The organism is Acinetobacter sp. YK3 (assembly GCF_001729365.1).
GTDB lineage: Bacteria > Pseudomonadota > Gammaproteobacteria > Pseudomonadales > Moraxellaceae > Acinetobacter > Acinetobacter vivianii.
In genome coordinates this window covers 15,014-37,180 of the sequence record NZ_LZPJ01000070.1, presented here as the reverse complement: position 1 = coordinate 37,180, position 22,167 = coordinate 15,014, and the positions used below count along the sequence as shown (strand labels likewise).

The window sequence follows — 22,167 nt, the reverse complement described above, 5'->3', positions numbered from 1 at the left end:
AAGGATGGCTCAATGAGTTCAGTCGAAGAAATCCACGTACCTAGCCTACAAAGAAGTAAATACTTCGCCACCATGGCCCTGATTATTGCCGTGGTGTCATGGATTGCTTTAATGGTTGCGGCGCATTTTCTCCCTGAATATAAATGGCTCATCCATATCTTTATGCTGGGCGCAGAAGCAGGCGTGGTGGGTGGCTTAGCCGATTGGTATGCGGTCACGGTCTTGTTCCGTAATCCCTTTGGCAAAATGCCTCTACCCAAATTATTGCGTGACCACACCGAAATTATCCCACGTAACAAAGCCCGTATTGCCGAGTCGATGGGACGTTTTGTGCAGGAGAACTTCCTGTCACCGCAAATTGTCGAACGCAGTTTACAAAATGCCGATATCAGTTTGGCCGTTGGACAATGGTTAGCCAATCCAAAGAATAATCAGCATGTAGTGCAGATGATTCAGCACACCGTGCCAAGAATTTTTGAATTTGTTAGCCAAGATCAAATTGCGCATTTTGTCCAGAATAACAGTGTGCAATGGGTCAGAAGCACCAAGGTCAATAAGCTGGCTAGTGAAATGCTACGAGCGGTGCTGGAAAATGATTTCCATCAGGATGTATTACAACGCGGACTGGATCTGGCACATGAGTGGATGGTATCTCATCCTGAAGAAGCACGCGATTTATCACGTAAACTGTTTCAAGAGCTTGGTGTCTGGAAACTAGCCAAAGGCGCTAGCTGGATCGGGATTGACGTCCAGCAACGTACCATTGACTCGCTGATAGAAAAAGTTGAGTCGATGCTAGCCAATCCTGATCATCCATGGCGTCAGGATATTGAAACAACCACACATAATCTGATGCTGGAACTGGCAGATACCGAAAGCGAAGCCAGCCAACGTTTAAATCGTGGCAAAGATGCGTTGCTGGATAGTCCGCAAGTATTGAACTTTATCAGTGGTGCAGTCGCGATTCTATGTGATGCGATTAAGACCGATTTAATGCAGGAAGATTCAGGAATTGCGACTAACTTACAGGCGGCGATACAGCAACTAGGTGAAAGCCTGATTCAAAATGAAAAAGTACGTCATGTGTTAAATGAAAAAATGATCGGCTTAGCGACCAATTTCAGTGAGCAATACAGCGACAAAATCATTCGCTATATCAGTGAACGCATCCATGAGTGGGATTCACGTGAAATGATTGCCAAAATCGAAAGCGAGGTTGGCGGTGATTTGCATATGATCCGTGTTAACGGCGTGATTGTCGGGGCTTTTATCGGTTTAGCACTCGGTGTTATACGTGCTATTGTGGAAAATGTTTTGTAAATTAAATCAAATCGTAAAGTTCTCTAGCTCAATTTAAGTTGGGATCAACTATCGTGACGGCGGCATGGATGCCGCCCGTAGTGCTGCGGCCTCAAGGATGGGCCGTCAGCACTACAAAGGATTTTTGTTACTTTTCATCCTTGAAAAGTAAAACATGCCTATGCAAATTACATATAATTTCTCACAGCCTATGAGGCTGTGCAGAGTCATCGTAAAAAAGAAATTAGATATTAAAAAGGACATCCGATGTTGCAACTTCAGTCAAAACTCCCAAGCCAAGGCGTTACCATCTTTAGCGTAATGACTGAACTCGCACACCGCCTCAATGCCCTCAACCTGTCACAAGGCTTTCCCGATTTCCCAGCTCCACCAGCATTACTTGAAGCGCTTAGCCAAGCGACGCTCTCAGGCCATAACCAATATCCAGCAGGTGATGGTGTACTGGCTTTACGAGAACAACTGGCCACACAATTTTTACAACGCGATCAAATACAACTTGATCCTGCCACTGAAATCACCATCACTTCAGGCGCAACCATCGCGATCTTTTGCGCCATTCAAGCCTGCATCCATGCAGATGATGAAGTGATTATTTTTGATCCCAGCTATGACAGCTACGCCCCAGCAGTTCAACTGGCTGGTGGAAAATCCATTCATATCAACTTGGAAGCACCCTCTTTTCAAGTGGATTGGCAAAAAGTCAAAGACCGTATCAATGCGAAAACCCGCATGATTATTGTGAATACGCCGCATAACCCAACGGGTGCAATCTGGTCAGAACAAGACTGGCGACAACTGATTGAACTAATTCAAGATAAAAATATTGTGGTGCTATCAGATGAAGTCTATGAACATCTGGTATTTGATGGACAAAAGCACTTTAGCGCACTGCAATTTCCTGAATTACGCGAACGCAGTTTTGTGATTGGTTCTTTCGGTAAAACCTACCATGTCACAGGCTGGAAAACAGGTTATTGTGTTGCCTCTCCGCAGCTGATGCGTTTGTTCCGCCAGATCTATCAGTTTGCCAATTTCTGTGGCAATACCCCTTGCCAGTTAGCCCTTGCCCATTACATGCAACAGCACCCTGAACATATTCAAGAGCTACCTCATTTTTATCAGGCAAAACGCGATCTGTTTAATACACACATTCAAGATTCACGCTTTCAATTCCTACCTTCCCAAGGCACCTATTTCCAGAATCTGGATTACAGCAACATTCGTCCAGATCTAAATGATGTTGAGATGTGCCAGTTCCTTGCGGAGCAACACAAAATCGTGGCGATTCCCATTTCAGTATTTTACCGACAAGCGCCAGAATCACTGCGCTTGATACGATTCTGCTTCGCCAAGACTGATCAGACACTACAACGTGCAGGTGAAATCCTCCTACAGTGTTGATCAACAAAAAATAAACCGAACGATAAAGTTCCCAGCATCGCTTATGATGGTATGTTGAAAAAATAGATACGCTTCAGGATGAAGGGTGAAGGAAACTGAATGACTCCACGTCAACCTCTGGTGATGCAACCGAATCTCTGGAAAACATTTTTTGTGTTTCTGGTACCTTTGATTGCCACCAATATTTTACAAAACCTGTCGGGAACGATTAATACCATCTTTGTCGGTCAAATGATGGGCGTAGATGCGATTGCGGCTGTTTCCGTATTCTTCCCGATCCTGTTCTTTTTGCTTGCCTTCGTGATCGGTATTTCTGCTGGGACAACCGTACTGGTGGGACAGGCCTGGGGCGCACAAAACCTTGAAAAAGTCCGCTGTGTAATTGGTTCAACCTTATTTATGACCATGATCGGCGGATGCATTATCGCGGTGCTCGGTCTAGTATTTGCCAAGCATATTCTGGAATTATTGGGTACAGATCCAAAGGTGATGCATCTCTCCTTGCCTTATGTGCAATGGATGCTGGTCGGTAGTCCGCTGCTGTTCGTTTATATTATTTATACCTCGATTCTTCGCGGTGTCGGGGATAGCGTCACGCCTCTGATTGCCTTAAGTCTGACCAGCCTGATTGGTCTAGCCGTAACGCCAGTTTTACTGAAAGGTTATTTGGGTTTCCCTGCATTGGGAATTGTCGCGCCCGCGATTGCAACCATTATGGGCTATGCCTTTGTGCTGATTTTCTTAGCCGTTTATCTGAACCATAAAAATCATCCATTAAAGATAGATCGCCAATTGTTGCAACATATCCGCCACGATTCCGAGCTCAGTAAATTAATTCTAAAACTCGGTATTCCAACAGGCATTCAGATGGTCACGACGTCACTGGCGGGGCTGGTGATTATCGGTCTCATTAACCATTACGGCGCGCATGCCACCGCTGCCTATGGTGCCGTGAATCAGGTACTGAACTATATTCAATTTCCAGCCTTGTCGATTTCGATTGCGGCCTCGATTTTTGCTGCTCAAGCGATTGGTGCAGGTAAACCTGATTTATTGGCCAAAGTGACCCGTACCGCTTTGGGCATGAATTTCTTGTTTACGGGAACATTGATTGTTCTGGCCTATTTATTCTCAAAATATTTAATGGCGCTGTTTATTACCGATCACAGCGTAATTGTTTTGGGACAACAACTACTCTTTATTGTGTTGTGGTCAATTTTATTTTTTGGCGCCAGTGCAATTTTTGCCTCGATCATGCGTGCCAGCGGTACAGTCAATATCCCGATGCTGATCAATATTTTTACCATTATCCTGATCGAAGTACCGTGTGCCTATTGGTTTAGTTCATTGTGGGGCTTAACGGGTATCTGGATTGCCTATGCGCTGTCCTTCGTGAGTCTGTGCATCTTCCAAGGCTTTTATTATCAATTCTTCTGGAAGAAATCAAAAATCAAAGTCCTGATTTAACCTGAGTTCGAGGCTGAATATGGTACTTGGAAACGTCATCTACAACCTGAGCAAGCCAAAGCGACTAAAGCTTTGGTGAAGCGCAAGATAAACACTGTGCGTAGTTTGTTATTCAAGCATAGCTTTCACCTTGTGGTACGGCAAAGATTATTAATCTTCGCTATTCGCCCCTCAGGTTTTGCCCTTACGGAGCATTCGCTCCTCATACCAAAACAAAAGTAGAGCGAGCCTGAACAAAGTTGAAATATATTTCAACTGAAGTGCAAGACGTAGTGGCTGATCCTAAAATTGGATGAGGACATTGTAAGACTCCACCAAGCTAATTATTTTCAATAGCTTAGAGGGTAGTCAAACCGAACTCAGATTGTTTAATATCTGCTTGTTCTGACACAAATAAAAAAGCCATTCAAATAGAATGGCTTTTTTCATGCTGTAATGACTTACATCATCTTGGTTGCAAAGGCTGCAATGCGTTGATAACCCGTTGGGAATAAACGCTGGAAAGAATCCACAATACGTGCATCTGTACCAATTAACAGACGGCGTTTATCCTTCTGCACTGCATTCAGAATTTGACGTGCAGCTTCTTCTGGCGGCGTACGCAGGAACTTATCAAATTGCTTGATTGATTTGCTCGGATCCATACCCAAACTCTTCAAGCTGTCATTCATTTTCGCTGCTTTGGCAATATTGGTACGAATCCCGCCTGGGTGTACACAAAGAGAGCTGACACCGCCCTTCTCAATATCCAACTCCTGACGTAATGATTCAGTGAAACCACGTACTGCGAATTTGGTTGCATTATATGCAGATTGGGTTGGCTGCGAAGTTAAACCAAAGATACTTGAAATATTGATGATATGACCATCTTTGGTTTGTTTGATAAATGGCAGGAATTCTTTAGTGCCATACACCACACCCCAGAAATTGATGCCTACGATCCATTCCAAATCTTCATAGCTTGCACCTTCCACGGTTGAGCCAAGTGCTACACCTGCGTTATTGAAGATCATATTAACCGAACCATGATCCTGTACCGTCTCTTGCGCCCACTGTTTCACCGCATCACGGTTTGACACATCAAGTACTTTCGTCGTCACTGTTACAGGGTATTGCTTCAATAATTCAACGGTTTGTGCCAAACCTTTTTCATTGATATCACTTAACGATAAATGACAGCCTTGTTTCGCTAACAAGATCGCCAGTTGTTGTCCAATCCCAGAACCAGCACCCGTGATCGCTGCGACTTTATTTTTAAAATTTTTCATTGCCTATCCTTTGTGTTGCGAATGATATGCACAATATTCGCCCCAATCATGCGTTGTCATGTGCTGTTTAACCTGTAACCAATATAATTTTGACAATACAGGTTGTCAATATAGTACACTCAAGCTTTAAGACAAATGGCAATAACCGACACCTAACATGTCATAATAGGCCTATTTACATTCTTGATCGAAGATGTTTAAAAGAGACAAGGCATATTTTCAAAATTTAGTTATGCTAGATCAACAGCACATGGCAGCAATGTAAAAAAGCACGAAATATACGATTTAGAGAATTTTAGGGAACGGTTTTTCAATGGCAACTCAAGAGCAAGCGACAGACAAGAAAAAAAAGACAGCAGTGAAAGAGCGACAATTCAAGGGTCTTTCTTTAACTGAGCGCAAAGAAGCACGTCGTGAAAAACTGATTGAAGCGGGTATTGCGACTTACGGTACACATGGCTTTTTCTCGGTGACCGTTAAAGATGTCTGCAATGAAGCCAAGCTGACTGAACGCTACTTTTATGAATCATTTAAGAAAAGTGAAGATCTTTTTCAGACTGTGTTTCTAAAAATGATCGAAAAAATGCAAACCTGTCTGACTCAGGCTGTACTCATGGCAGCACCTGAACCTAAAAATATGGTGAATGCAGGCTTATCAGCACTCCTGAACGCCATTAAAGATGATCCGCGTATGGCACGGATTATCTATATCGATGCCATGCTGGTTCAGGACCTGCATAATCAAGCCACGATTCAGGAAACCTTGACTCAGTTTGACCGTATTATTCAAGGCTTTGTGATGATTACCATGCCCAATGCGCCGCAAAGCACCGAAGAAGTGTCTTTAATGGCAACGGGCTTAAATGGTTATGTGACCCATATTATTATTCGATGGGTCTCAGAAGGCTTTAAACAGCCGCTTGCAGATGTGCTTTCAGCTTGTTGTGCTGTGTTTTTGTCCTTTATCGAAACAACATCTCAAAAAAATTAAAATCGTTTTACAGTTTTGTGACATGAAAAGCACTTCCATGACAAATTGATTAACTCAATGAATTTACTTGCTTTATACCTAGGCAAGTTGTCATCATTTGGTCATTGCGCTGCCCCACAATTGTCACAATTTATTGCTAAATTCGACTTTATTCCCTCTTTTGCAATGATATTGTCATAATTAATCTTTGTAATAAGCCTGTCATAACAACAAAACGGTTAAACCGTTACGGAATTTAAGGGTATTGCGCTGTGAAAGATGACTATATTTTAATTGTCGATGATGAGTTACCGATCCGCGAAATGATCCATACCTCTTTGGATATGGCAGGCTTCCAATGTTTACAAGCTGAGGATGCCAAACAAGCGCATCAGATTATCGTTGATCAGCGTCCTGCACTTATCTTGCTGGATTGGATGTTACCAGGTGGTGTGAGTGGTGTAGACTTATGCCGTCGCCTTAAACGCGACGAGAACCTGTCTGAAATTCCTGTAATCATGCTCACTGCACGCGGTGAAGAAGACCATAAAGTTCAAGGTCTTGACGCAGGTGCAGATGATTACATGACCAAACCCTTCTCGACACGTGAACTGGTTTCCCGTATCAAGGCGGTATTACGTCGTGCCAACGCACTGAGCGGTGAAAAAGTGATTGATGCCAATGGCTTATTGCTGGATCCTGTCAGTCAGCGTGTTAGCTTTGGCAATAGTATTTTAGATATGGGGCCAACAGAATATCGTTTACTGGCCTTCTTTATGACTCACCCGGAACGCGCTTATACACGCGCCCAGTTACTTGATCAAGTGTGGGGTGGCAATGTCTATATCGAAGACCGTACCATTGACGTGCACATCCGTCGTTTACGCAAAGTGTTAGAACCTTTTGGTGTTGACCGCTTTGTCCAAACGGTTCGTGGCACAGGTTATCGCTTCTCGACACGAGCAGATTTAGCAGTAGGTTAAAAATCTTTTATGTATGAACCTTATCCCGTCCCTGAACTGGCACGTGAACACCAGCGTTTTCGCTACAGCAGTTTATGGACGTTTGCAAAACAAGATTTAAGACTGTTACTTTTTTTCTTATTGATTGCAAGCTTAATTGGATTTGGGGTTGGATACTTTTGGAGCTGTATTTTTATTGCTTTTGTGGTGTTTTTCGCCCTGCAGCTCCGCTCGCTTTATCTGGTCAATGAATGGATTTCAAACCGCCCCTATGATGTCCCGCCCAACTTAAACGGGATCTGGGGTGCATTACTGTTCAATGTTTATCGTGCACAACGTCAGGAACGCATCGTTCAAGCGGAAATGGTTGGTCTCATTGACCGAGCCCAGTCTTCTCTGGTTGCTCTGGCAGAAGCCGTGGTTCTGATTGATGACCAACATCAAATCGAATGGTGGAACCCCGCAGCCGAAAAGCTATTGGGTATTAGTCCCCTCGACCGCGGACGTAACTTATTGTCGATTTTACGTCAGCCAAGTTTCATTGAATATTTTAACAACCCAGATCAATCCCCTGATGGGATTCGTCTGCAAGCGCAGATGGAAGAAGAGCGTTATGTGCACGTCAAACTCACCCGTTTTGGGGGAGAAAGTCGTTTATTGGTCGCACATGACACCACGCGCGTCCATAATCTGGAACAAATGCGTAAAGACTTTGTCGATAATATTTCACATGAATTGCGTACACCGCTGACCGTACTCAGTGGTTATATCGAAACCTTTACCGATCAAGATGACATTACGCCGCGCTGGAAACGTGCTTTTACGCAAATGCAGTCCCAGACCAAACGTATGAATGCCTTGGTCAATGATTTATTGTTGTTATCAAATTTAGAAAATAATAAGAAAGTCGCAAAAAATCAGATTATTGATATGGCAAATCTAATGAACCAGATCTTTGATGATGCGCGTGCTTACAATCTTGATTATGGTCATACTTTAAATTTGGATATTGATAGCCATTGCGACCTAATTGGCTCAGATATTGAAATTGCCAGTGCTTTCAGTAATTTAATTACCAATGCAATTAAATATACGCCGCCTGGTGGCATCATTACCATTGGTTGGCATGAAGCAGGTGACCATGCCTCTTTTACGGTACAGGACAACGGTATCGGGATTGATCCAAAACATTTACCACGCCTGACTGAACGCTTCTATCGCGTTGATAGCGCGCGTAGCCGTCAAACTGGTGGTACAGGTTTAGGACTTGCCATTGTAAAACATGTACTCATGCAACATGGCGCACATCTAGAGATCACCTCTAAAGAAAATGAAGGCTCAACCTTTACCGCGATCTTCCCCAAAGAACGTCTTTATCGAATGCTGTAAATGTTTAACTTCAATAAAAAAGCCGATCCTTCTCGATCGGCTTTTTAAATTCTGGATCATTCCAATCAACTACTTGCTTTCGCATTGAGCTCTGTCGGCTCGACCAAATGACTTGGCAAGCCAAAGATATGGTCAAAAAAGTAATTATAAACAAAGGTATAACATGGAATCAGCACCATCAAACTGAAGTCCAGCAAGAATGCTTTGACTAAACTGATTTGCATCCACCATGCGATCAATGGAATCAAAATCATGACCAGCACAATCTGGAATCCAATCGCATGCGCAACACGTCTCAACACGGTACGCTTTTTCGACGTTTGAGTTTTTTCCCACATCTCAAACACGTAGTTATAAAAAAAGTTCACTGTTACGGCAATGACCGCAATTAAAATCGACAAAGGCCCTGTATGGCTAATGGTGGTACCTGAAAGTACTGCCAGCACCATTGCACAGATAAAAAAGCTAAAAACTTCATAGAAAAAGACGTAGGTGACTCTTCTCTTGGTTCCTTGCATTACAACACCTTGAAATAAATAATGAGTGGATTTTACGCTTTAATTTTGATAAAAAAAGTCAATCGTTATCAGCACAGCTGACAAGTAAATTAAAATGAAATTGACCAGTGAACAACTTGAACTGATTCTTGAAATTATTGATCGTGGTAATTTTTCGGCGGCTGCCCGAGCACTGAATCGGGTTCCTTCCGCAGTCAGTATGGCGATTGCCAATTTAGAGGCAGAATTAAATTTAAAATTATTTGAACGCAGTAAAAACCATCTTGCTCCCACTGAAATTGCTTTGTCCATCGAACCCCATGCCCGATTGATTGTGACTAAATTGCGCCAGCTAGAAATGCATTTAACTGAACTTTCAACAGGACTGGAAACCCGTATTGCGATTGGGATCGCTGCGGACATCAACCAGAAGCTGCTCTTGGCTGGTATTGAGCGTCTGATGCAACGTTACCCACTTCTGGATATTGAAATGGTCAGTGCGCCCCAACAAGAATTAAAAGCACGTTTACATCAAAATGAAATTGATCTTTATATTGCCTATAGCTCATCCGAACTCGACCTGAATGAACGATTCCGACTGCTCGGAACTGAAAAATTTGTCGCGGCGGTTTCCCCGAAAGATGCACAACAGCTTAAGGATAATAATAAAAATGAACTCACCATGCTCTCTGAACTCAGACAGATTATTGTGGCAAGCAAACACTATCCCCTTCCAGATAGTCGCGTTCTGGTTTCTGATTCCTGCTGGTATACCGATAGTTTATTTATGGCGATTAATATGGTGGAACAAGGTTTCGGATGGGGCAATTTTCCGCTCTCGATCGTGCAAGAGCATTTTGCAAAAGGCAGTTTGATTCGACTGGAATTTCGTGACACCACCAATCGACTGGATATGCCGATCCATGCAATCTGGCCGAGCCACAAACCTTTAAGTCAAACGACTCAGATGCTCATCGAACTCTGGACAAAAGAAATCAATATCGAATAAAAAAAGCCCGACATCCTGTCGGGCTTTTTCGTATTCCTTTCACTAGGTACAACTCCTGTCATACCTCACGTCCTGATGCCTGAACTTATCATTTTTGTTTTATGTTCTGGAACTTCCTGTTCCTGATGTGTTCATATTAGGCAATTCAACCTAGGTTGAAAATGGGACATTTCCTCTAATCAGTGTAAGCAAAAACGTACATCAGCATGCCCTCATCTCATTTTTCTAATTAGTCATAATATAAAAGATAATACGAGCATTTCTCTAATCGCCAGCTAAATCAGCCTGCTGCGATATCACCTGCATCCCCATATAGCTGTCATAACTCTGCGCCAATAGACAAATCATCACAAAGGCAACTAAGGTCAAAATCTGCTTTTTCATTCTCATCATTTTCTACCTCATTCAAGCATCTATGAAAAAGGTATAAGATTTTTCCCATCTCATCTAATATAGAAAAAACCAGCACTGATCTAATTTTGAGATATGTGGACATTAAAACAATTTAATTATCTAATCACGATTGTAGAAACGGGCGGTTTCATTGCCGCCTCAGAAAAGCTGTTTATTGCCCAATCCGCCCTCAGCAGGCAAATTAAAAATTTAGAAGAAGAACTAGGCTTTGAAATTTTTGATCGGTCCGAGAAAAAAATTAAACTGACCACTGCAGGAGAAGCACTGTATAAAAGTTTAAAAATCAATATTGATCATTTAAAAAGTTCAATTGTTAGCGCCCAAAGTATCAGTCGAGGTGAAGGTAGAATTATTAAAATTGCCCATTCCAGCAGTATCGTACTTGACCAGAATAAACTCGAAATCTTCGAGCAGCTCTGTGATACCCATAACATTGATATTGAGATGAATACCTTATCATCCGAGTTACAACTGGAATATTTATTGAATGGCAGTATTGATCTGGGTTTTATCCGACCACCGATTTACCACAACCTGAATGACGTGAATGCTATCAGTTTATATTCTGCGCCCTTGTATGTCGCTGCCCATATTGCAGACCCATTTTTAGGTGAAAAAGAACGGATTTCGATACGGGAATTAGCGTCATTGCATTTTGTTTCTGTGCCGCATAAAGCGCGTGGGGGCTTAAGTTATTTGGCTGCTAATTTATGTCTGGTCAATGGATTTTCGCCAAAACGAAGCAGAATTTATTCAAGAAAAAGATCTCAACTTGAGCTGGTTGCTAATGGCTTTGGAATTTGTATCGTGCCTGAAGAATTTAAAGTGATCCTGCCAAGTAATGTCAGGCTTATCCCAATTCAAGATGAAAATACGTTGAGTGAGGTCAAACTGATTTGGAGAAAGGACAATGATCTGATCGTGAATAGCTGTGCTGATGCGATCCATGCTTATTACAGTTCACAATAAATAAAAAAGCCCGACATCCTGTCGGGCTTTTTCGTATTTCGTTACTAGGTGCAACTCCTGTCGTACCTCACGTCCTGATGCTCAAACTTATCATTCTTGTTTTATGTTTTGGAACTTCCTGTTCCTGATGAGTTCATATTAGGCAATTTGGTTTAGGTTGAAAATGGGACATTGCCGTTAGTGGATGTAAGCAAAAGCGTACATGGTTTTTATGTTATTCATTAAATGAAAATTTCACCTTCTAGATATAAGTGACACTCTCCCGCGATCTCTATGCGGTCATTCTCAAGTAACTTGCAATACAGTACTCCACCTCGTTTTGATGCTTGATAGGCAATAATATCTTCCTTTTTAAGTCGCGACTGCCAAAGTGGTATTAACGAGGTATGCAACGAACCTGTTACAGGATCCTCATCTATTCCCATAGAAGGCGTGAAATAACGGGAAACGATATCAAACCCACTCATTTTTCCCTCTGTGGCATCATTTAAAGCAGTAATTGCAACACGTCGCCCACCCAGAGTTTTGATTAAATCAAAATTAGGGTATTCATTTAAAACAGCCTCTGTATTTTGATAGATCACGATATAAGCCTGTGGATTGACATATACCTCAGCAATGTCTTGGGACAAGCTCTCTTTTAATGCTTGAGGAATCTGTTCCATTCGACTTGGGATCTGTACAGGAAAGTTCATTTTGATCCTGCCATTTGCACCGCGAGTGATGAAAAACTCACCCAAGTTCGCCACATGAAATACCAACGATTCAATTTCAGGTTGATTTTTAAAAATAATAAAACTGGTTGCTAACGTGCCATAACCACAAAACTGCACTTCTTGTATCGGTGAAAACCATTTAATTTCATAGTTTTGATCATCAATTTTCCTAGCAAAACTGGTCTCAGATAAATTATTTTCTAATGCTATATTCTGCATTAAACATTCATCCAGCCACTCTTCCAAAAGAACAACCGCAGCAGGATTTCCTTTAAACAACTGATCACTAAATGCATCAACTTGATAAATTTTCATTCTAAACAACTATAAATTTTTCCAATAAGATACTCTTCATTACGAGTAATAACGTATATTTTTGATATGCAAAAATTGCTCATTTAAGATTTTTGGATTTAAAACTATAAAAAATCAAAATCTGCTTTAGATAAAAACTGGCTAATCTTATTTTCTCATCGCTGTATCATCTCCGTTCAAGATTTGATTAAAAAGACAGCTAAAATGCAATTTTCGATTCTTGTCAGTATGTTTATCTTTTCGTTAAGCATGTCCATTTCACCTGGGCCAATTAATATTACAATTCTTTCAACCAGCTTAATTCACGGTTTTAAGAAAACGCTCCCCTTTATCTCAGGCGCAACGCTCGGCTTTACCTTACTATTAATAATTTTAGGCTTTGGTTTTAGTCAAACGATTAGTCATTATCCTATTTTTTTCAAAATACTAGAATGTACAGGTGCTTTATTTATTTTTTATATTGGTCAGAAAATTATGTTTTCTAAACCAGAGATTGAAGTTGTAAAAAATATCTCTGTTGCCAGTTTTACAGATGGATTTCTATTACAGTGGCTCAACCCTAAAGCATGGATTGCATGTCTTTCAGGTATATCTTTATTTTCCTCACCAATCAGTTATTTCCCCCTCATTCTATTTATTCTTATTTATTTCGTTATTTGCTATATTTCTTTAATTTTGTGGGGAATTTCTGGCCACAAATTATCAAAAATATTCACTAACACCTCCAATATCAAAACTTTAAATTTTTTAATGGGTGGATCTCTCATCCTTTTTGCAATTTATATGTTACTTAAGATATTTTGGATTAAATGATTCATATATTTTTTCAATTAAAGCATGGGCAATTCCATTCATCGGGATATTGGCGGGCCAAACCGCATAGACACTTAAAGGTTCAAGCTTCCACGCTGGTAAAACTTGTACAACTTTCTGTTGGTCAATGTCTGACTGAGTCAAGTAATCAGGTGGTGCAGCCAATCCTGCATTCAATTTTACCAATTGATAGGAAGCCTCAACATTATTTACGTAAATATTGGGCTGATATGAAATTTCTATTTCTTCTTGAGTATCTACATTCCTTAAAACTCTATTATTTTTTCTCATGCTCAACCCTATCCACTTCATATTCATCAAGTCTTTAGGATGATTAATACTTGGATATCGTTTTAAAAAATCAGGGCTTGCAACAATACTGCGAGCTAAAGAAAATAGATATTTCGCTTTAAATGAGCTATCTGGTAATTCACCAATTCGAAAAGCAATATCAACATTATCAGCAATAAGATCTGTCCGGCTATCATCGCAAGTAATATGTAAAGTAAGATCTTTATATTGATCACAGAATACCGTGATACATTGCATAAACTCTCCATGAATAAAGACTGCAGGGATCGAGATATGAAGCTGTGTTTTTTTAATAATAGAGCGTTGCTTAAAATCTAAAATTCCTGATTCATATGTTACTAACATGGCCTGAGCCGTATCTAGAAGCTTCTGACCATCATGTGTTAAGGTCATTTTCCTTGTATTTCTATAAAATAAAGCACACTCTAAATTTTTTTCTAGTTTTGTTAGATGTAAACTCACAGTCGCAACAGATAATCCTAAGGCTTTAGCGCCTTTAGAAATTGATCCAAACTCAGCAATTTTCGCAAAAATAATTAAATATCTTATATCTTCAATCATATTTATCTACGGAGAATAATTTTTCGAGATTAAAATATAATCATACACGTATAGGATTTCAAAAAGACTTTTTTCTCACTATCACAAACCCAGCGATAAGTGCACAAACAGCTAAAACAAGACCTAAGTTCTGAACAAAACCTGCTATAGCCAACATCACACCCAGTAATAAATAGTAGGTCAATCCCAATATCGCGCCAGCTGTTCCTGCATATTGCCGATAATCAGTTAATGCAGTACTAAGTACATTTGGAATAACAATACTATAAGCAATCACAATCCCCATCATCGGGGCTAAAAACCAGATAGAGTCCTGTAAAATAAAGACTAACATACTAGATAATAAGGCGAGCAGACACGTATATCGAATTAACCCTTCAATCTTCCAGCCATTCATTAACATCCTGCGATTGAGAAAACTCCCCACTAAAGAAGAAATAGCCAACACTCCTCCTGTCCAGCCAAATTCACGTGCGCCCCAACCCAATCGCTCAAACAGAAATGGAGCAAGACTGTAATAGCTAAAAATCATTGTGTTGAACAATGAAATTAACACAGCACTTTTCCAGATTCCTAAATCCTTTAACATAACGGAACCCAGTTTAAATAGCGCTGGCCTCGCCATTGTTTGTGGACGAGTTTCGGGTAGCACTACCACTGTAAGTATAAATAAGCATATAGCTAAGATTGCCAATCCAATAAAAACACCAATATGTCCATAAAAAGAAACGATCCAGCCACCACTCATTAAACCAAAGACCGGACTGATAGCGAGTGCAGCTCCCAACACAGAAAATACACGTGCCAAAGCATTTGACTCATAGCTATCGCGTAAGATCGTTTGCACTACAACTGATCCAGCAGCAGCACCTAAGGCTGCAACCATACGAGCCAGCAATAGGATATTAAAATCAGTTGTAAATATTGCCAGCACTGCACCGCATGCATAACAGACTAATCCCAAAAGCATTGCTGGGCGGCGGCCGATCCAATCGCTTAACCAGCCCCATAATGCGACACCGATGGCAAAAGCAAAGAAATATACGGAAAGCGTTTGAGAGCTTTGTTCATGACTCACATGAAATGACGAGGCAATACTCGGTAAAGCAGGGCTATAAATCGTTTCTACCAGTTGTGGAAACATGATTAATAAAATTAATAACCATAACGGTGGCTGTTTCTTAATTTGCACAATTTTTTGTTTACTGACTGAGTTCCGCCTATTGTTGTGAAAATGAATTGGTTTGATTACAATAATTCAGACTCAAAATATAAAAAAACGGACAAGATGGCGAAAATCAGCCCTACAACTAGCTTTAATGCCGATCATTTTTATCTTCCTGTGGTGGGCATCGCTGCTGATATGCCTGTACATGACTCGGGCCAGCACAGTCATAGGCGACATCAACTCCTGTTTTCTGCAGCAGGCTGTATTACGATCGAAATGGAGACAAAGGTTTATTTACTTCCTCCCGGGCGGGCAGCATGGATACCAGCAGGTGTGTTACATCGTGCAATAATGCGCGGGGTGATTGCCTATCGCTCTTTATACTTCTCAATGGATTTACCCCTGAAACAAATTCCACTACAGATTTTTGCGGTTAATCCACTTTTGTTTGAAGTAATTGAACGAATGGCATTTTGGCCTTGGGATATGTCTGCGGAATCTCAAACCAGTCTTTTGACCGTATTTATGGAAGAATTAAATACGGCACCAAAAGAAAACTGGGGATTATTATTTCCGCAAGATCGTCGCTTATCGGTCTGGATAGAGCGTATTCGTCAAGGTGAATTGCCTTTACGGTTAAATATATTTGCGCAACAAGCTGGTGCTTGTGAACGCACCATTAGCCGAATATTTATAAAAGAAACAGGGATGAATTATCAAGACTGGCGTCAGCAATGGCGAATATTGAAAGCCATCGAAAGGTTAGCTGAAAATGAAAGTATCAGTGAGATTGCTCAAGCGCTAGAATTTAGCAGTGACAGTGCATTTATCGCTTTTTTCCGTCAACATACGGGCGTGACACCCACCTGCTATACCTCATAACAAAGTCACAAACTGAATGATCCAACAAATAAAAAAGCCCTTTAAATTTTAAAGGGCTTTTTTATAATTTTATCGATTAAACGGAATGACCTAAACGCTCACCCATCACCACTGTCGAATTGGCTTTAAACTGCTCTTCCCATACCATTTTATCTTTTTCAAATAAAACCACAGCGGTTGAGCCAAGATAGAAGCGACCTAATTCCGCGCCTTTATCCAATTGCATTTGATGATGTTGCAATTCAACACGACCCGTCGGTTTGACCTTACCCGTTGCGACTGTTTCAATACCAGCAACAATCATTGCACCCACCAGAACCACCGCCATACGACCAAGTTCGGTATCAAATAAGCAGACCATACGCTCATTACGCGCAAACAAGCCCGGTACATTCTCAGCAGTCACTTGATTGACCGAGAATAATTCACCTGGGATATATAAAGTTTCGGTCAATGTGCCCGCCAAAGGCATATGCACACGGTGATAATCTTTAGGTGACAAATAAACCGTAGCGAATTGCCCTTCATGGAAAGGCTTCGCCAACTGCGGATCACCAATCAATTTTTCCACTGAAAAACTTTGACCTTTGGCCTGAAAAATATCACCCGCTTCAATTTTACCAAGCTGTGAAATTGCACCATCCGCAGGACAAACAATACTATCCGCTTGTTCATCAATACCGCGTATACCTTCTTTGAGTGCACGGGTAAAAAATTCATTAAAAGATTTATAGTGTTGCGCATTGCTTTGTTCAGCAATACTCATATCAATCCCGTATTTTGCTTTAAACGCCTGAATAACAGCAGTTTTTACCAAGAGATTTTCACTTGCGGCAACCTTGCCAATCACACGGCTGAGTTGATGTTGCGGCACAAGATTTTGTGCTTTGATAAATAATTGTTTTTTTAAATCTGCTGCAAAGCTCACAACGGTGACTCTCCTGAAATAATAGGACTATCGAGGCGATTGCCCCATTCACTCCACGCACCATCATAGGCTTTAACTTGCCAGTTCAGCAATCTTGCCAGAATATACGCCAAGCCCGAACGATGGTGAGACTGACAGTACACCACCACAGGTTGTTGTAAATTAAAGCCTAATTGTTCTAAACGTTGTTGTGTGCGTTCAAGCGGGTGTAATTTTAGATGATTTTCACGATTAAGGGCAGTACTCCACTCAAAATGTAACGCATTTGGGATGTGACCGCCGCGTCGCGCAGCTAAACGTAGACCTGTATATTCATCATTACTGCGGCAGTCCCACAGTTGAATATTCTGTTCTTCGACTTGCTTCAACAATTCCTGATATTCAACCCGATATTGCTGAACGGTGTCTAAATCAATTTGCAACAGATCCGCAACAGGTTTCACTGAATCGACTTCAGCCGTCGTCGGCAATCCCGCACCCAACCAGCCATGAATCCCGCCATTAATCAGACTGGTATGATGAAAACCCAGACAATGTAAATTCCAGATTAATCGTCCAGCCCAGGCACCCCCTTCATCGTCATACACCACCACATGATGCTGCGGTGAAATATTTAGCTTCTCAATTAAAGCCTGTAATCCTTCTAAATCAGGTAACACGCCATTGGCTTGTTCTTGTTGTGCAACCAGATATTTCGGTTGTAAATGAATTGCATGAGGAATATGCAGTTGCTCATAAACCGATGCCCGACTTAAATCGACAATACGAATTCGTTCGTGTCCTAAATAGGGCACGAGTTGTTCAGGTTCAATCAGTAAATCAAGTTTAAAATCTACATCAGTCATTGTTATGCTGTTTTGTCATCCGCCTTATGAATAATTTTAGCATAGCCGACTTTTTATCTTTGTCTGATTTTTTGCATTCATTTAGCAGAAAAGGAGATATAGCATAAAGCTAAACTAGGATGAGTCAAAAATTAAGAATTTGCTGATCATCGCGGAAGTTAGGCTATATTACTTTACTGTGAAAAAATTTAATGGTGCTAAGGCGGCATGGATGCCGCCCGTTGAACTGCGGCATCAAGGATGTGCCGTCAGTTCAACAAATGCCTTTGGTTACTTTGGGCAAAACCAAAGTAACTCACCGAAGGTCTATCCTGAAAATTGATGATAATTAGGTAAGACACCGCAATGCCTCTACTCAACGTCCTCAATCTCAAACACCTGACGCAAATACGCCAAGAACGTATCATTATCAGTCATCGTTTTTCCTGGGCTATCCGAAATCTTCGCCACCGACTGACGATTACACTCCACCAATTTCAACACAATATTCAAAGGCTTCTGCCCCATATCATTGGTTAAATTGGTGCCAATACCAAAGCTCACCTGAAAACGGTCTTTAAAATATTGATGCAATAACCATGCTTTTTCCAGATTCAGCCCATCACTAAAGGTCAACATCTTGGTTTTGGTATCAATCTTGAGTTTACGATAATGCTCTGCCGCCTTATCTCCCCACTCATACGGGTCACCGCTGTCATGACGTAAACCATCAAACAGCTTGGCAAAATACAAATCAAAATCGCGTAAGAATGCATCCATGCCGACCACGTCAGTCAAGGCAATCCCAAGGTCACCCCGATATTCTTGTACCCAAGCTTCTAAAGCCGCTTTCTGGAAATTACGCAAACGTACATCAAGGGCTTGAAAAGCTTGCAGGAATTCATGTGCCATAGTTCCAATCGGGCTAATCCCCAACTGTTTCGCCAACAGCACATTACTGGTTCCACGAAATACCTTTGGTGCCGCAGTATGAAATGCTTGCACTACATGTTTTTGCCATTCAAAGCTATAGCGACGGCGTGTCCCAAAGTCAGACACTAAAAATGGAGGTTCATTCTCTTGTTGTTCTTGTGCGTAATGTTGCAGTTGCACCAGTTTTTGCTGTAAACGACGTTCGCCTTCTGCCAGAACCTCATCACTACGAATACGGCGGAAATACAGTTCATTGACAATCGCTAGGACAAAGATCTCAAACATCATCGCCTGAACCATTGGCCCTTCAATACGAATATCGAGACGACCCGCTTCATCAATACTGGCCTGAATAAAGCGACGTTTTAACTGGAAGAGTTCCAGATAATCAACAAAATCACTTTTAATAAAGCGTAACGAGCGGAGATATTGAAGCTCATCTTCAGCAAAGCGCAATTCACATAGCCAGTCGAGCTGCTGATTCAAGTCATCCAGAATTTCAACGAGCGGATAAACCGTATCTTCGAGGTTTCGACAACGGAATAGATACACACTATGCGTTTGTGGAAACTGATGTAACACCACCTGCAACATGGTGAATTTATATAAGTCGGTATCAAGTAAAGATTGAATAATTGGTGTAGACATGACTGACTAGGATCTATTCTCGTTCAAGCATTAAAGCACACTTTTGCACAGAAATGAGTCTGTCGATTGCAATGGATGATTTTTCACGAAAATAAAACACAGTCACTTATTCAAATTCAATAGGTTAGCTGAATCGAATACTATTTTTCTGGTGATGGCTGGATTTCTTTTAAGCGTTGCTGCTGTCCAAATTGTAGCGCAAATTGTTCTGCCGTGAGTTGACCTGTTTTGGCAGCATTGACGTCACAGTCCACCTGACGTAATTGCTTGGCAATACTCCATTCGGCTTTCACGATTGCACCCATCAGTGCGGTATGCCCGCGTTTGTCTCGGAGACAACGATTGGCACCTTGCTGCAGCAACAGTTTGACGGCATCTTTCTGACCGTAATAACTCGCCATCATTAAAGCGCTATAGCCAGACTGATCCTGAATATCAATCGGAAAACCGTGCTTTAAAAACTCGTGCAGGACTTCAATATTTCCCACTTTAGCGGCAGAGAAAAACAGCTCAATGACTTCTGCTGAACCATTGTCCTGTGAAGATGGCACTGCTGCATAGACCGAAGTCCCCACACTGCTGCAAAGCAAACACGCAGCAAACAAGATCGAACGTAAATGGATCATGAGCATTCCTCAAAAATCTGAACAAGGAGTGCCTGTAACACTCGCCCTAGGTGCAGGAAAGGCTATTGAGGTTACAGGACTTTCTGGGGGTAACATTCAGGCACCTGTTACCACATCAACAAAGCGTTTATTCGTCTTTCAACTGAGCTGCTTTGCTCTGTACATTTTTAAGATTTACGCCCACAGCTTTGGCCAGACGCGTTCCATAATCGGCATCGGCCTTATAGAAGTAAGAGACCATAATGCTTTTGGTTTCTACATCTTTAACTTGGCCTAAATCAGCCGCAAGGTTACGAATCAGGTCATTCTTTTCCAAGGCTGAATAACTGCGATATAAATCACCAGCCTGTTTAAATGGCTGTTGTTTCTGAATCGCCTGTTGCATGACGGAACCTTGCAACGGCGTTGCAACTGCACGCGCAATCTCAGTTGATGGCTTCGGCTCAATCGTACTTGGTTCATAATTCACATGGGATTCAGTTTGTCCCATATTCATGAAGCCTTCCTGATTATTGTTGTTCACAGCCACACGCGGACGATTCACTGGAATTTGCTGGTGATTGGCGCCCAAACGATACAACTGTGTATCTGAATAAGAGAAAATACGACCTTGTAATAAACGGTCTTCCGATGGCTCAATACCCGGAATTAAATTGCCAGGCGCAAATGCTGACTGTTCTGTTTCCTGGAAGAAATTCTTCGGCATACGATTCAGCGTCAAGGTCCCGACTTTCATTTCAGGGACTAGCTCATTCGGCCAGATTTTGGTTGCATCTAATGGATTGAAATCAAATTTATCCAAATCTTTTGGATCAAGCACCTGAATGTATAAGTCCCATTTCGGATAGTTTCCTGCATAGACATTTTTATACATATCATTGGTCAAGTGGTTCCAGTCACGGCCCTGTACTTCTCGTACCTGATCCAGATTCAGCCCTTTTACCCCTTGCTTAGAACGCCAGTTAAATTTGACGTACTTATACTCACCCTTGTCGTTGTATAACTTGAATGCATGCACGCCAAAGCCATCCAGCGTACGGTAGCTTTCAGGTGTGCCCAAGTTTGAATAGACATAGGTCAACATATTGATCGACCACGGCTGGCTTTTTAAGAAATCAAAAATGCGGTTAGGATCCTGAACATTGGTCACAGGATCAGGCTTCATCGCATGTACAAAGTCAGGAAACTTGATCGCATCTCGGATAAAGAATACAGGCAAGTTATTCCCGACGAGATCCCAGTTCCCTTGCTGGGTATAAAACTTCACAGCAAAGCCATGTGGATCACGTGCAGTTTCTGGTGAACCTTTCGGATGAATCACCGTAGAAAAACGAACAAATACAGGTGTGGTCGTACCTGCTTTAAACATAGAAGCGACAGTTAAATCAGACAAATCTTTTGTTGCGACAAAATCACCGTATACGCCTGTACCACGTGCGTGTACCACACGCTCAGGAATACGCTCACGGCCAAAACGCTGTAATTTTTGAATAAGCTGCACATCTTGCAACAAGGTTGCACCATTTGCGCCAGCTGTGGTTGAGTTCTGGTTGTCACCGACAGGCGCACCATTGTCTTTTGTTAAAGGAGCTGCATACGCGGTGCCTAACGTTGCTGCCATTATTGTGAATAAAAACGTTCGTTTAAACATACTGTTAAATCCAAAATCAAATACCTTTCCTGCACGGGGACTATACAAAGATTTTAACAATAGATAAAAAAGATAATTTTAATAAAACAAATCGAAAAATAAGATCAAGCATTCGAAGGCTCTA

Annotated in this window: 21 protein-coding genes; 10 read left to right on the top strand and 11 right to left on the bottom strand. The window is 41.5% G+C overall.

Annotated elements, in window-relative coordinates; all coding sequences use genetic code 11:
- Positions 1-12: 12 nt before the first annotated feature.
- The 3 genes from A9Z07_RS06190 to A9Z07_RS06180 all read left to right on the top strand — a co-directional run bounded on the left by A9Z07_RS06190 (position 13) and on the right by A9Z07_RS06180 (position 4,188).
- On the top strand, positions 13-1,320 hold the full coding sequence (locus tag A9Z07_RS06190) for a DUF445 domain-containing protein (RefSeq protein ID WP_069577646.1): 1,308 nt from the start codon (positions 13-15) through the stop codon (positions 1,318-1,320).
- Positions 1,321-1,566: 246 nt separating this feature from the next.
- Entirely contained in the window at positions 1,567-2,721 is a 1,155-nt protein-coding gene (locus A9Z07_RS06185) for a pyridoxal phosphate-dependent aminotransferase (protein ID WP_069577645.1), read from the top strand.
- A 99-nt stretch (positions 2,722-2,820) separates the two neighbouring features.
- Positions 2,821-4,188, top strand: a complete 1,368-nt coding sequence (locus A9Z07_RS06180; protein ID WP_069577644.1) for an MATE family efflux transporter — start codon at positions 2,821-2,823, stop codon at positions 4,186-4,188.
- A 440-nt stretch (positions 4,189-4,628) separates the two neighbouring features.
- Here the strand turns inward: A9Z07_RS06180 and A9Z07_RS06175 are convergent, their stop codons facing one another.
- Positions 4,629-5,456 (bottom strand): SDR family NAD(P)-dependent oxidoreductase, encoded by an 828-nt coding sequence (locus A9Z07_RS06175; protein WP_004776323.1) that lies wholly within the window; start codon positions 5,454-5,456, stop codon positions 4,629-4,631.
- Positions 5,457-5,769: 313 nt separating this feature from the next.
- Here A9Z07_RS06175 and A9Z07_RS06170 point away from each other — a divergent pair, with 313 nt between their 5' ends.
- The 3 genes from A9Z07_RS06170 (at position 5,770) to phoR (ending at position 8,777) form a co-directional block, all read left to right on the top strand.
- The gene (locus tag A9Z07_RS06170; RefSeq protein WP_004776325.1) at positions 5,770-6,447 is read left to right on the top strand and encodes a TetR/AcrR family transcriptional regulator; all 678 of its coding nucleotides are present in this window, start codon (positions 5,770-5,772) and stop codon (positions 6,445-6,447) included.
- Between the two features lie 251 nt (positions 6,448-6,698).
- Positions 6,699-7,409: a phosphate regulon transcriptional regulator PhoB gene (gene phoB / locus A9Z07_RS06165; RefSeq protein ID WP_004776327.1), complete on the top strand. Its 711-nt coding sequence runs from the start codon at positions 6,699-6,701 to the stop codon at positions 7,407-7,409.
- Between the two features lie 9 nt (positions 7,410-7,418).
- On the top strand, positions 7,419-8,777 hold the full coding sequence (gene phoR / locus A9Z07_RS06160) for a phosphate regulon sensor histidine kinase PhoR (protein WP_004776329.1): 1,359 nt from the start codon (positions 7,419-7,421) through the stop codon (positions 8,775-8,777).
- 65 nt (positions 8,778-8,842) lie between these two features.
- On the opposite strand, the gene A9Z07_RS06155 is transcribed toward phoR, so the two are convergent.
- Positions 8,843-9,295: a PACE efflux transporter gene (locus A9Z07_RS06155; protein WP_069577643.1), complete on the bottom strand. Its 453-nt coding sequence runs from the start codon at positions 9,293-9,295 to the stop codon at positions 8,843-8,845.
- A 94-nt stretch (positions 9,296-9,389) separates the two neighbouring features.
- Here A9Z07_RS06155 and A9Z07_RS06150 point away from each other — a divergent pair, with 94 nt between their 5' ends.
- Entirely contained in the window at positions 9,390-10,283 is an 894-nt protein-coding gene (locus A9Z07_RS06150) for a LysR family transcriptional regulator (RefSeq protein WP_047429945.1), read from the top strand.
- 264 nt (positions 10,284-10,547) lie between these two features.
- Here A9Z07_RS06150 and A9Z07_RS18095 read toward each other — a convergent pair whose 3' ends face one another.
- The gene (locus tag A9Z07_RS18095) at positions 10,548-10,676 is read right to left on the bottom strand and encodes a hypothetical protein (RefSeq protein WP_264754277.1); all 129 of its coding nucleotides are present in this window, start codon (positions 10,674-10,676) and stop codon (positions 10,548-10,550) included.
- A 93-nt stretch (positions 10,677-10,769) separates the two neighbouring features.
- Here A9Z07_RS18095 and A9Z07_RS06145 point away from each other — a divergent pair, with 93 nt between their 5' ends.
- Positions 10,770-11,666 (top strand): LysR family transcriptional regulator, encoded by an 897-nt coding sequence (locus A9Z07_RS06145; protein ID WP_069577642.1) that lies wholly within the window; start codon positions 10,770-10,772, stop codon positions 11,664-11,666.
- Positions 11,667-11,887: 221 nt separating this feature from the next.
- On the opposite strand, the gene A9Z07_RS06140 is transcribed toward A9Z07_RS06145, so the two are convergent.
- On the bottom strand, positions 11,888-12,697 hold the full coding sequence (locus A9Z07_RS06140) for a PhzF family phenazine biosynthesis protein (protein ID WP_069577641.1): 810 nt from the start codon (positions 12,695-12,697) through the stop codon (positions 11,888-11,890).
- A 204-nt stretch (positions 12,698-12,901) separates the two neighbouring features.
- Between A9Z07_RS06140 and A9Z07_RS06135 the strand changes: the two genes are divergently transcribed.
- Complete coding sequence (locus A9Z07_RS06135; protein ID WP_047429936.1) at positions 12,902-13,510, top strand: LysE family translocator; 609 nt, start codon at positions 12,902-12,904, stop codon at positions 13,508-13,510.
- On the opposite strand, the gene A9Z07_RS06130 is transcribed toward A9Z07_RS06135, so the two are convergent.
- Entirely contained in the window at positions 13,484-14,383 is a 900-nt protein-coding gene (locus A9Z07_RS06130; protein ID WP_047429933.1) for a LysR family transcriptional regulator, read from the bottom strand. The genes A9Z07_RS06135 and A9Z07_RS06130 overlap by 27 nt on opposite strands.
- A gap of 58 nt (positions 14,384-14,441) precedes the next feature.
- Complete coding sequence (locus A9Z07_RS06125; RefSeq protein ID WP_047429930.1) at positions 14,442-15,575, bottom strand: multidrug effflux MFS transporter; 1,134 nt, start codon at positions 15,573-15,575, stop codon at positions 14,442-14,444.
- Positions 15,576-15,671: 96 nt separating this feature from the next.
- Between A9Z07_RS06125 and A9Z07_RS06120 the strand changes: the two genes are divergently transcribed.
- Positions 15,672-16,433 carry an AraC family transcriptional regulator gene (locus A9Z07_RS06120; RefSeq protein ID WP_047430219.1) on the top strand — a complete coding sequence of 254 codons (762 nt, stop codon included), beginning with the start codon at positions 15,672-15,674 and terminating at the stop codon, positions 16,431-16,433.
- Between the two features lie 76 nt (positions 16,434-16,509).
- Here A9Z07_RS06120 and asd read toward each other — a convergent pair whose 3' ends face one another.
- From asd to A9Z07_RS06095, 5 genes are all read right to left on the bottom strand, one after another.
- On the bottom strand, positions 16,510-17,361 hold the full coding sequence (gene asd, locus A9Z07_RS06115) for an archaetidylserine decarboxylase (RefSeq protein WP_047429925.1): 852 nt from the start codon (positions 17,359-17,361) through the stop codon (positions 16,510-16,512).
- Positions 17,358-18,206, bottom strand: coding sequence for a sulfurtransferase (locus A9Z07_RS06110; protein WP_069577640.1), 849 nt, complete (start codon positions 18,204-18,206; stop codon positions 17,358-17,360). Before A9Z07_RS06110 ends, asd begins: the two co-directional genes overlap by 4 nt.
- Before the next feature lie 351 nt (positions 18,207-18,557).
- Complete coding sequence (pncB, locus tag A9Z07_RS06105) at positions 18,558-19,766, bottom strand: nicotinate phosphoribosyltransferase (RefSeq protein WP_047429918.1); 1,209 nt, start codon at positions 19,764-19,766, stop codon at positions 18,558-18,560.
- Positions 19,767-19,906: 140 nt separating this feature from the next.
- A complete protein-coding gene (locus tag A9Z07_RS06100; protein ID WP_069577639.1) occupies positions 19,907-20,392 on the bottom strand; it encodes an ankyrin repeat domain-containing protein in 486 nt (161 codons plus the stop codon).
- A 127-nt stretch (positions 20,393-20,519) separates the two neighbouring features.
- Positions 20,520-22,043, bottom strand: coding sequence for a catalase (locus A9Z07_RS06095; protein ID WP_047429914.1), 1,524 nt, complete (start codon positions 22,041-22,043; stop codon positions 20,520-20,522).
- Between the last annotated feature and the right edge of the window lie 124 nt (positions 22,044-22,167).

Bases quoted from the DNA above. Each gene is read 5' to 3' on its own strand.
- A9Z07_RS06155 (WP_069577643.1), bottom strand. From the start codon at position 9,295: ATGCAAGGAACCAAGAGAAGAGTCACCTACGTCTTTTTCTATGAAGTT.
- pncB (WP_047429918.1), bottom strand. From the start codon at position 19,766: ATGTCTACACCAATTATTCAATCTTTACTTGATACCGACTTATATAAA.
- A9Z07_RS06150 (WP_047429945.1), top strand. From the start codon at position 9,390: ATGAAATTGACCAGTGAACAACTTGAACTGATTCTTGAAATTATTGAT.
- A9Z07_RS06130 (WP_047429933.1), bottom strand. From the start codon at position 14,383: ATGATTGAAGATATAAGATATTTAATTATTTTTGCGAAAATTGCTGAG.
- A9Z07_RS06185 (WP_069577645.1), top strand. From the start codon at position 1,567: ATGTTGCAACTTCAGTCAAAACTCCCAAGCCAAGGCGTTACCATCTTT.
- A9Z07_RS06135 (WP_047429936.1), top strand. From the start codon at position 12,902: ATGCAATTTTCGATTCTTGTCAGTATGTTTATCTTTTCGTTAAGCATG.
- A9Z07_RS18095 (WP_264754277.1), bottom strand. From the start codon at position 10,676: ATGATGAGAATGAAAAAGCAGATTTTGACCTTAGTTGCCTTTGTGATG.
- A9Z07_RS06170 (WP_004776325.1), top strand. From the start codon at position 5,770: ATGGCAACTCAAGAGCAAGCGACAGACAAGAAAAAAAAGACAGCAGTG.
- A9Z07_RS06180 (WP_069577644.1), top strand. From the start codon at position 2,821: ATGACTCCACGTCAACCTCTGGTGATGCAACCGAATCTCTGGAAAACA.
- phoR (WP_004776329.1), top strand. From the start codon at position 7,419: ATGTATGAACCTTATCCCGTCCCTGAACTGGCACGTGAACACCAGCGT.
- A9Z07_RS06095 (WP_047429914.1), bottom strand. From the start codon at position 22,043: ATGTTTAAACGAACGTTTTTATTCACAATAATGGCAGCAACGTTAGGC.
- A9Z07_RS06145 (WP_069577642.1), top strand. From the start codon at position 10,770: ATGTGGACATTAAAACAATTTAATTATCTAATCACGATTGTAGAAACG.
- A9Z07_RS06120 (WP_047430219.1), top strand. From the start codon at position 15,672: ATGGCGAAAATCAGCCCTACAACTAGCTTTAATGCCGATCATTTTTAT.
- A9Z07_RS06140 (WP_069577641.1), bottom strand. From the start codon at position 12,697: ATGAAAATTTATCAAGTTGATGCATTTAGTGATCAGTTGTTTAAAGGA.
- A9Z07_RS06100 (WP_069577639.1), bottom strand. From the start codon at position 20,392: ATGATCCATTTACGTTCGATCTTGTTTGCTGCGTGTTTGCTTTGCAGC.
- A9Z07_RS06190 (WP_069577646.1), top strand. From the start codon at position 13: ATGAGTTCAGTCGAAGAAATCCACGTACCTAGCCTACAAAGAAGTAAA.
- A9Z07_RS06110 (WP_069577640.1), bottom strand. From the start codon at position 18,206: ATGACTGATGTAGATTTTAAACTTGATTTACTGATTGAACCTGAACAA.
- A9Z07_RS06175 (WP_004776323.1), bottom strand. From the start codon at position 5,456: ATGAAAAATTTTAAAAATAAAGTCGCAGCGATCACGGGTGCTGGTTCT.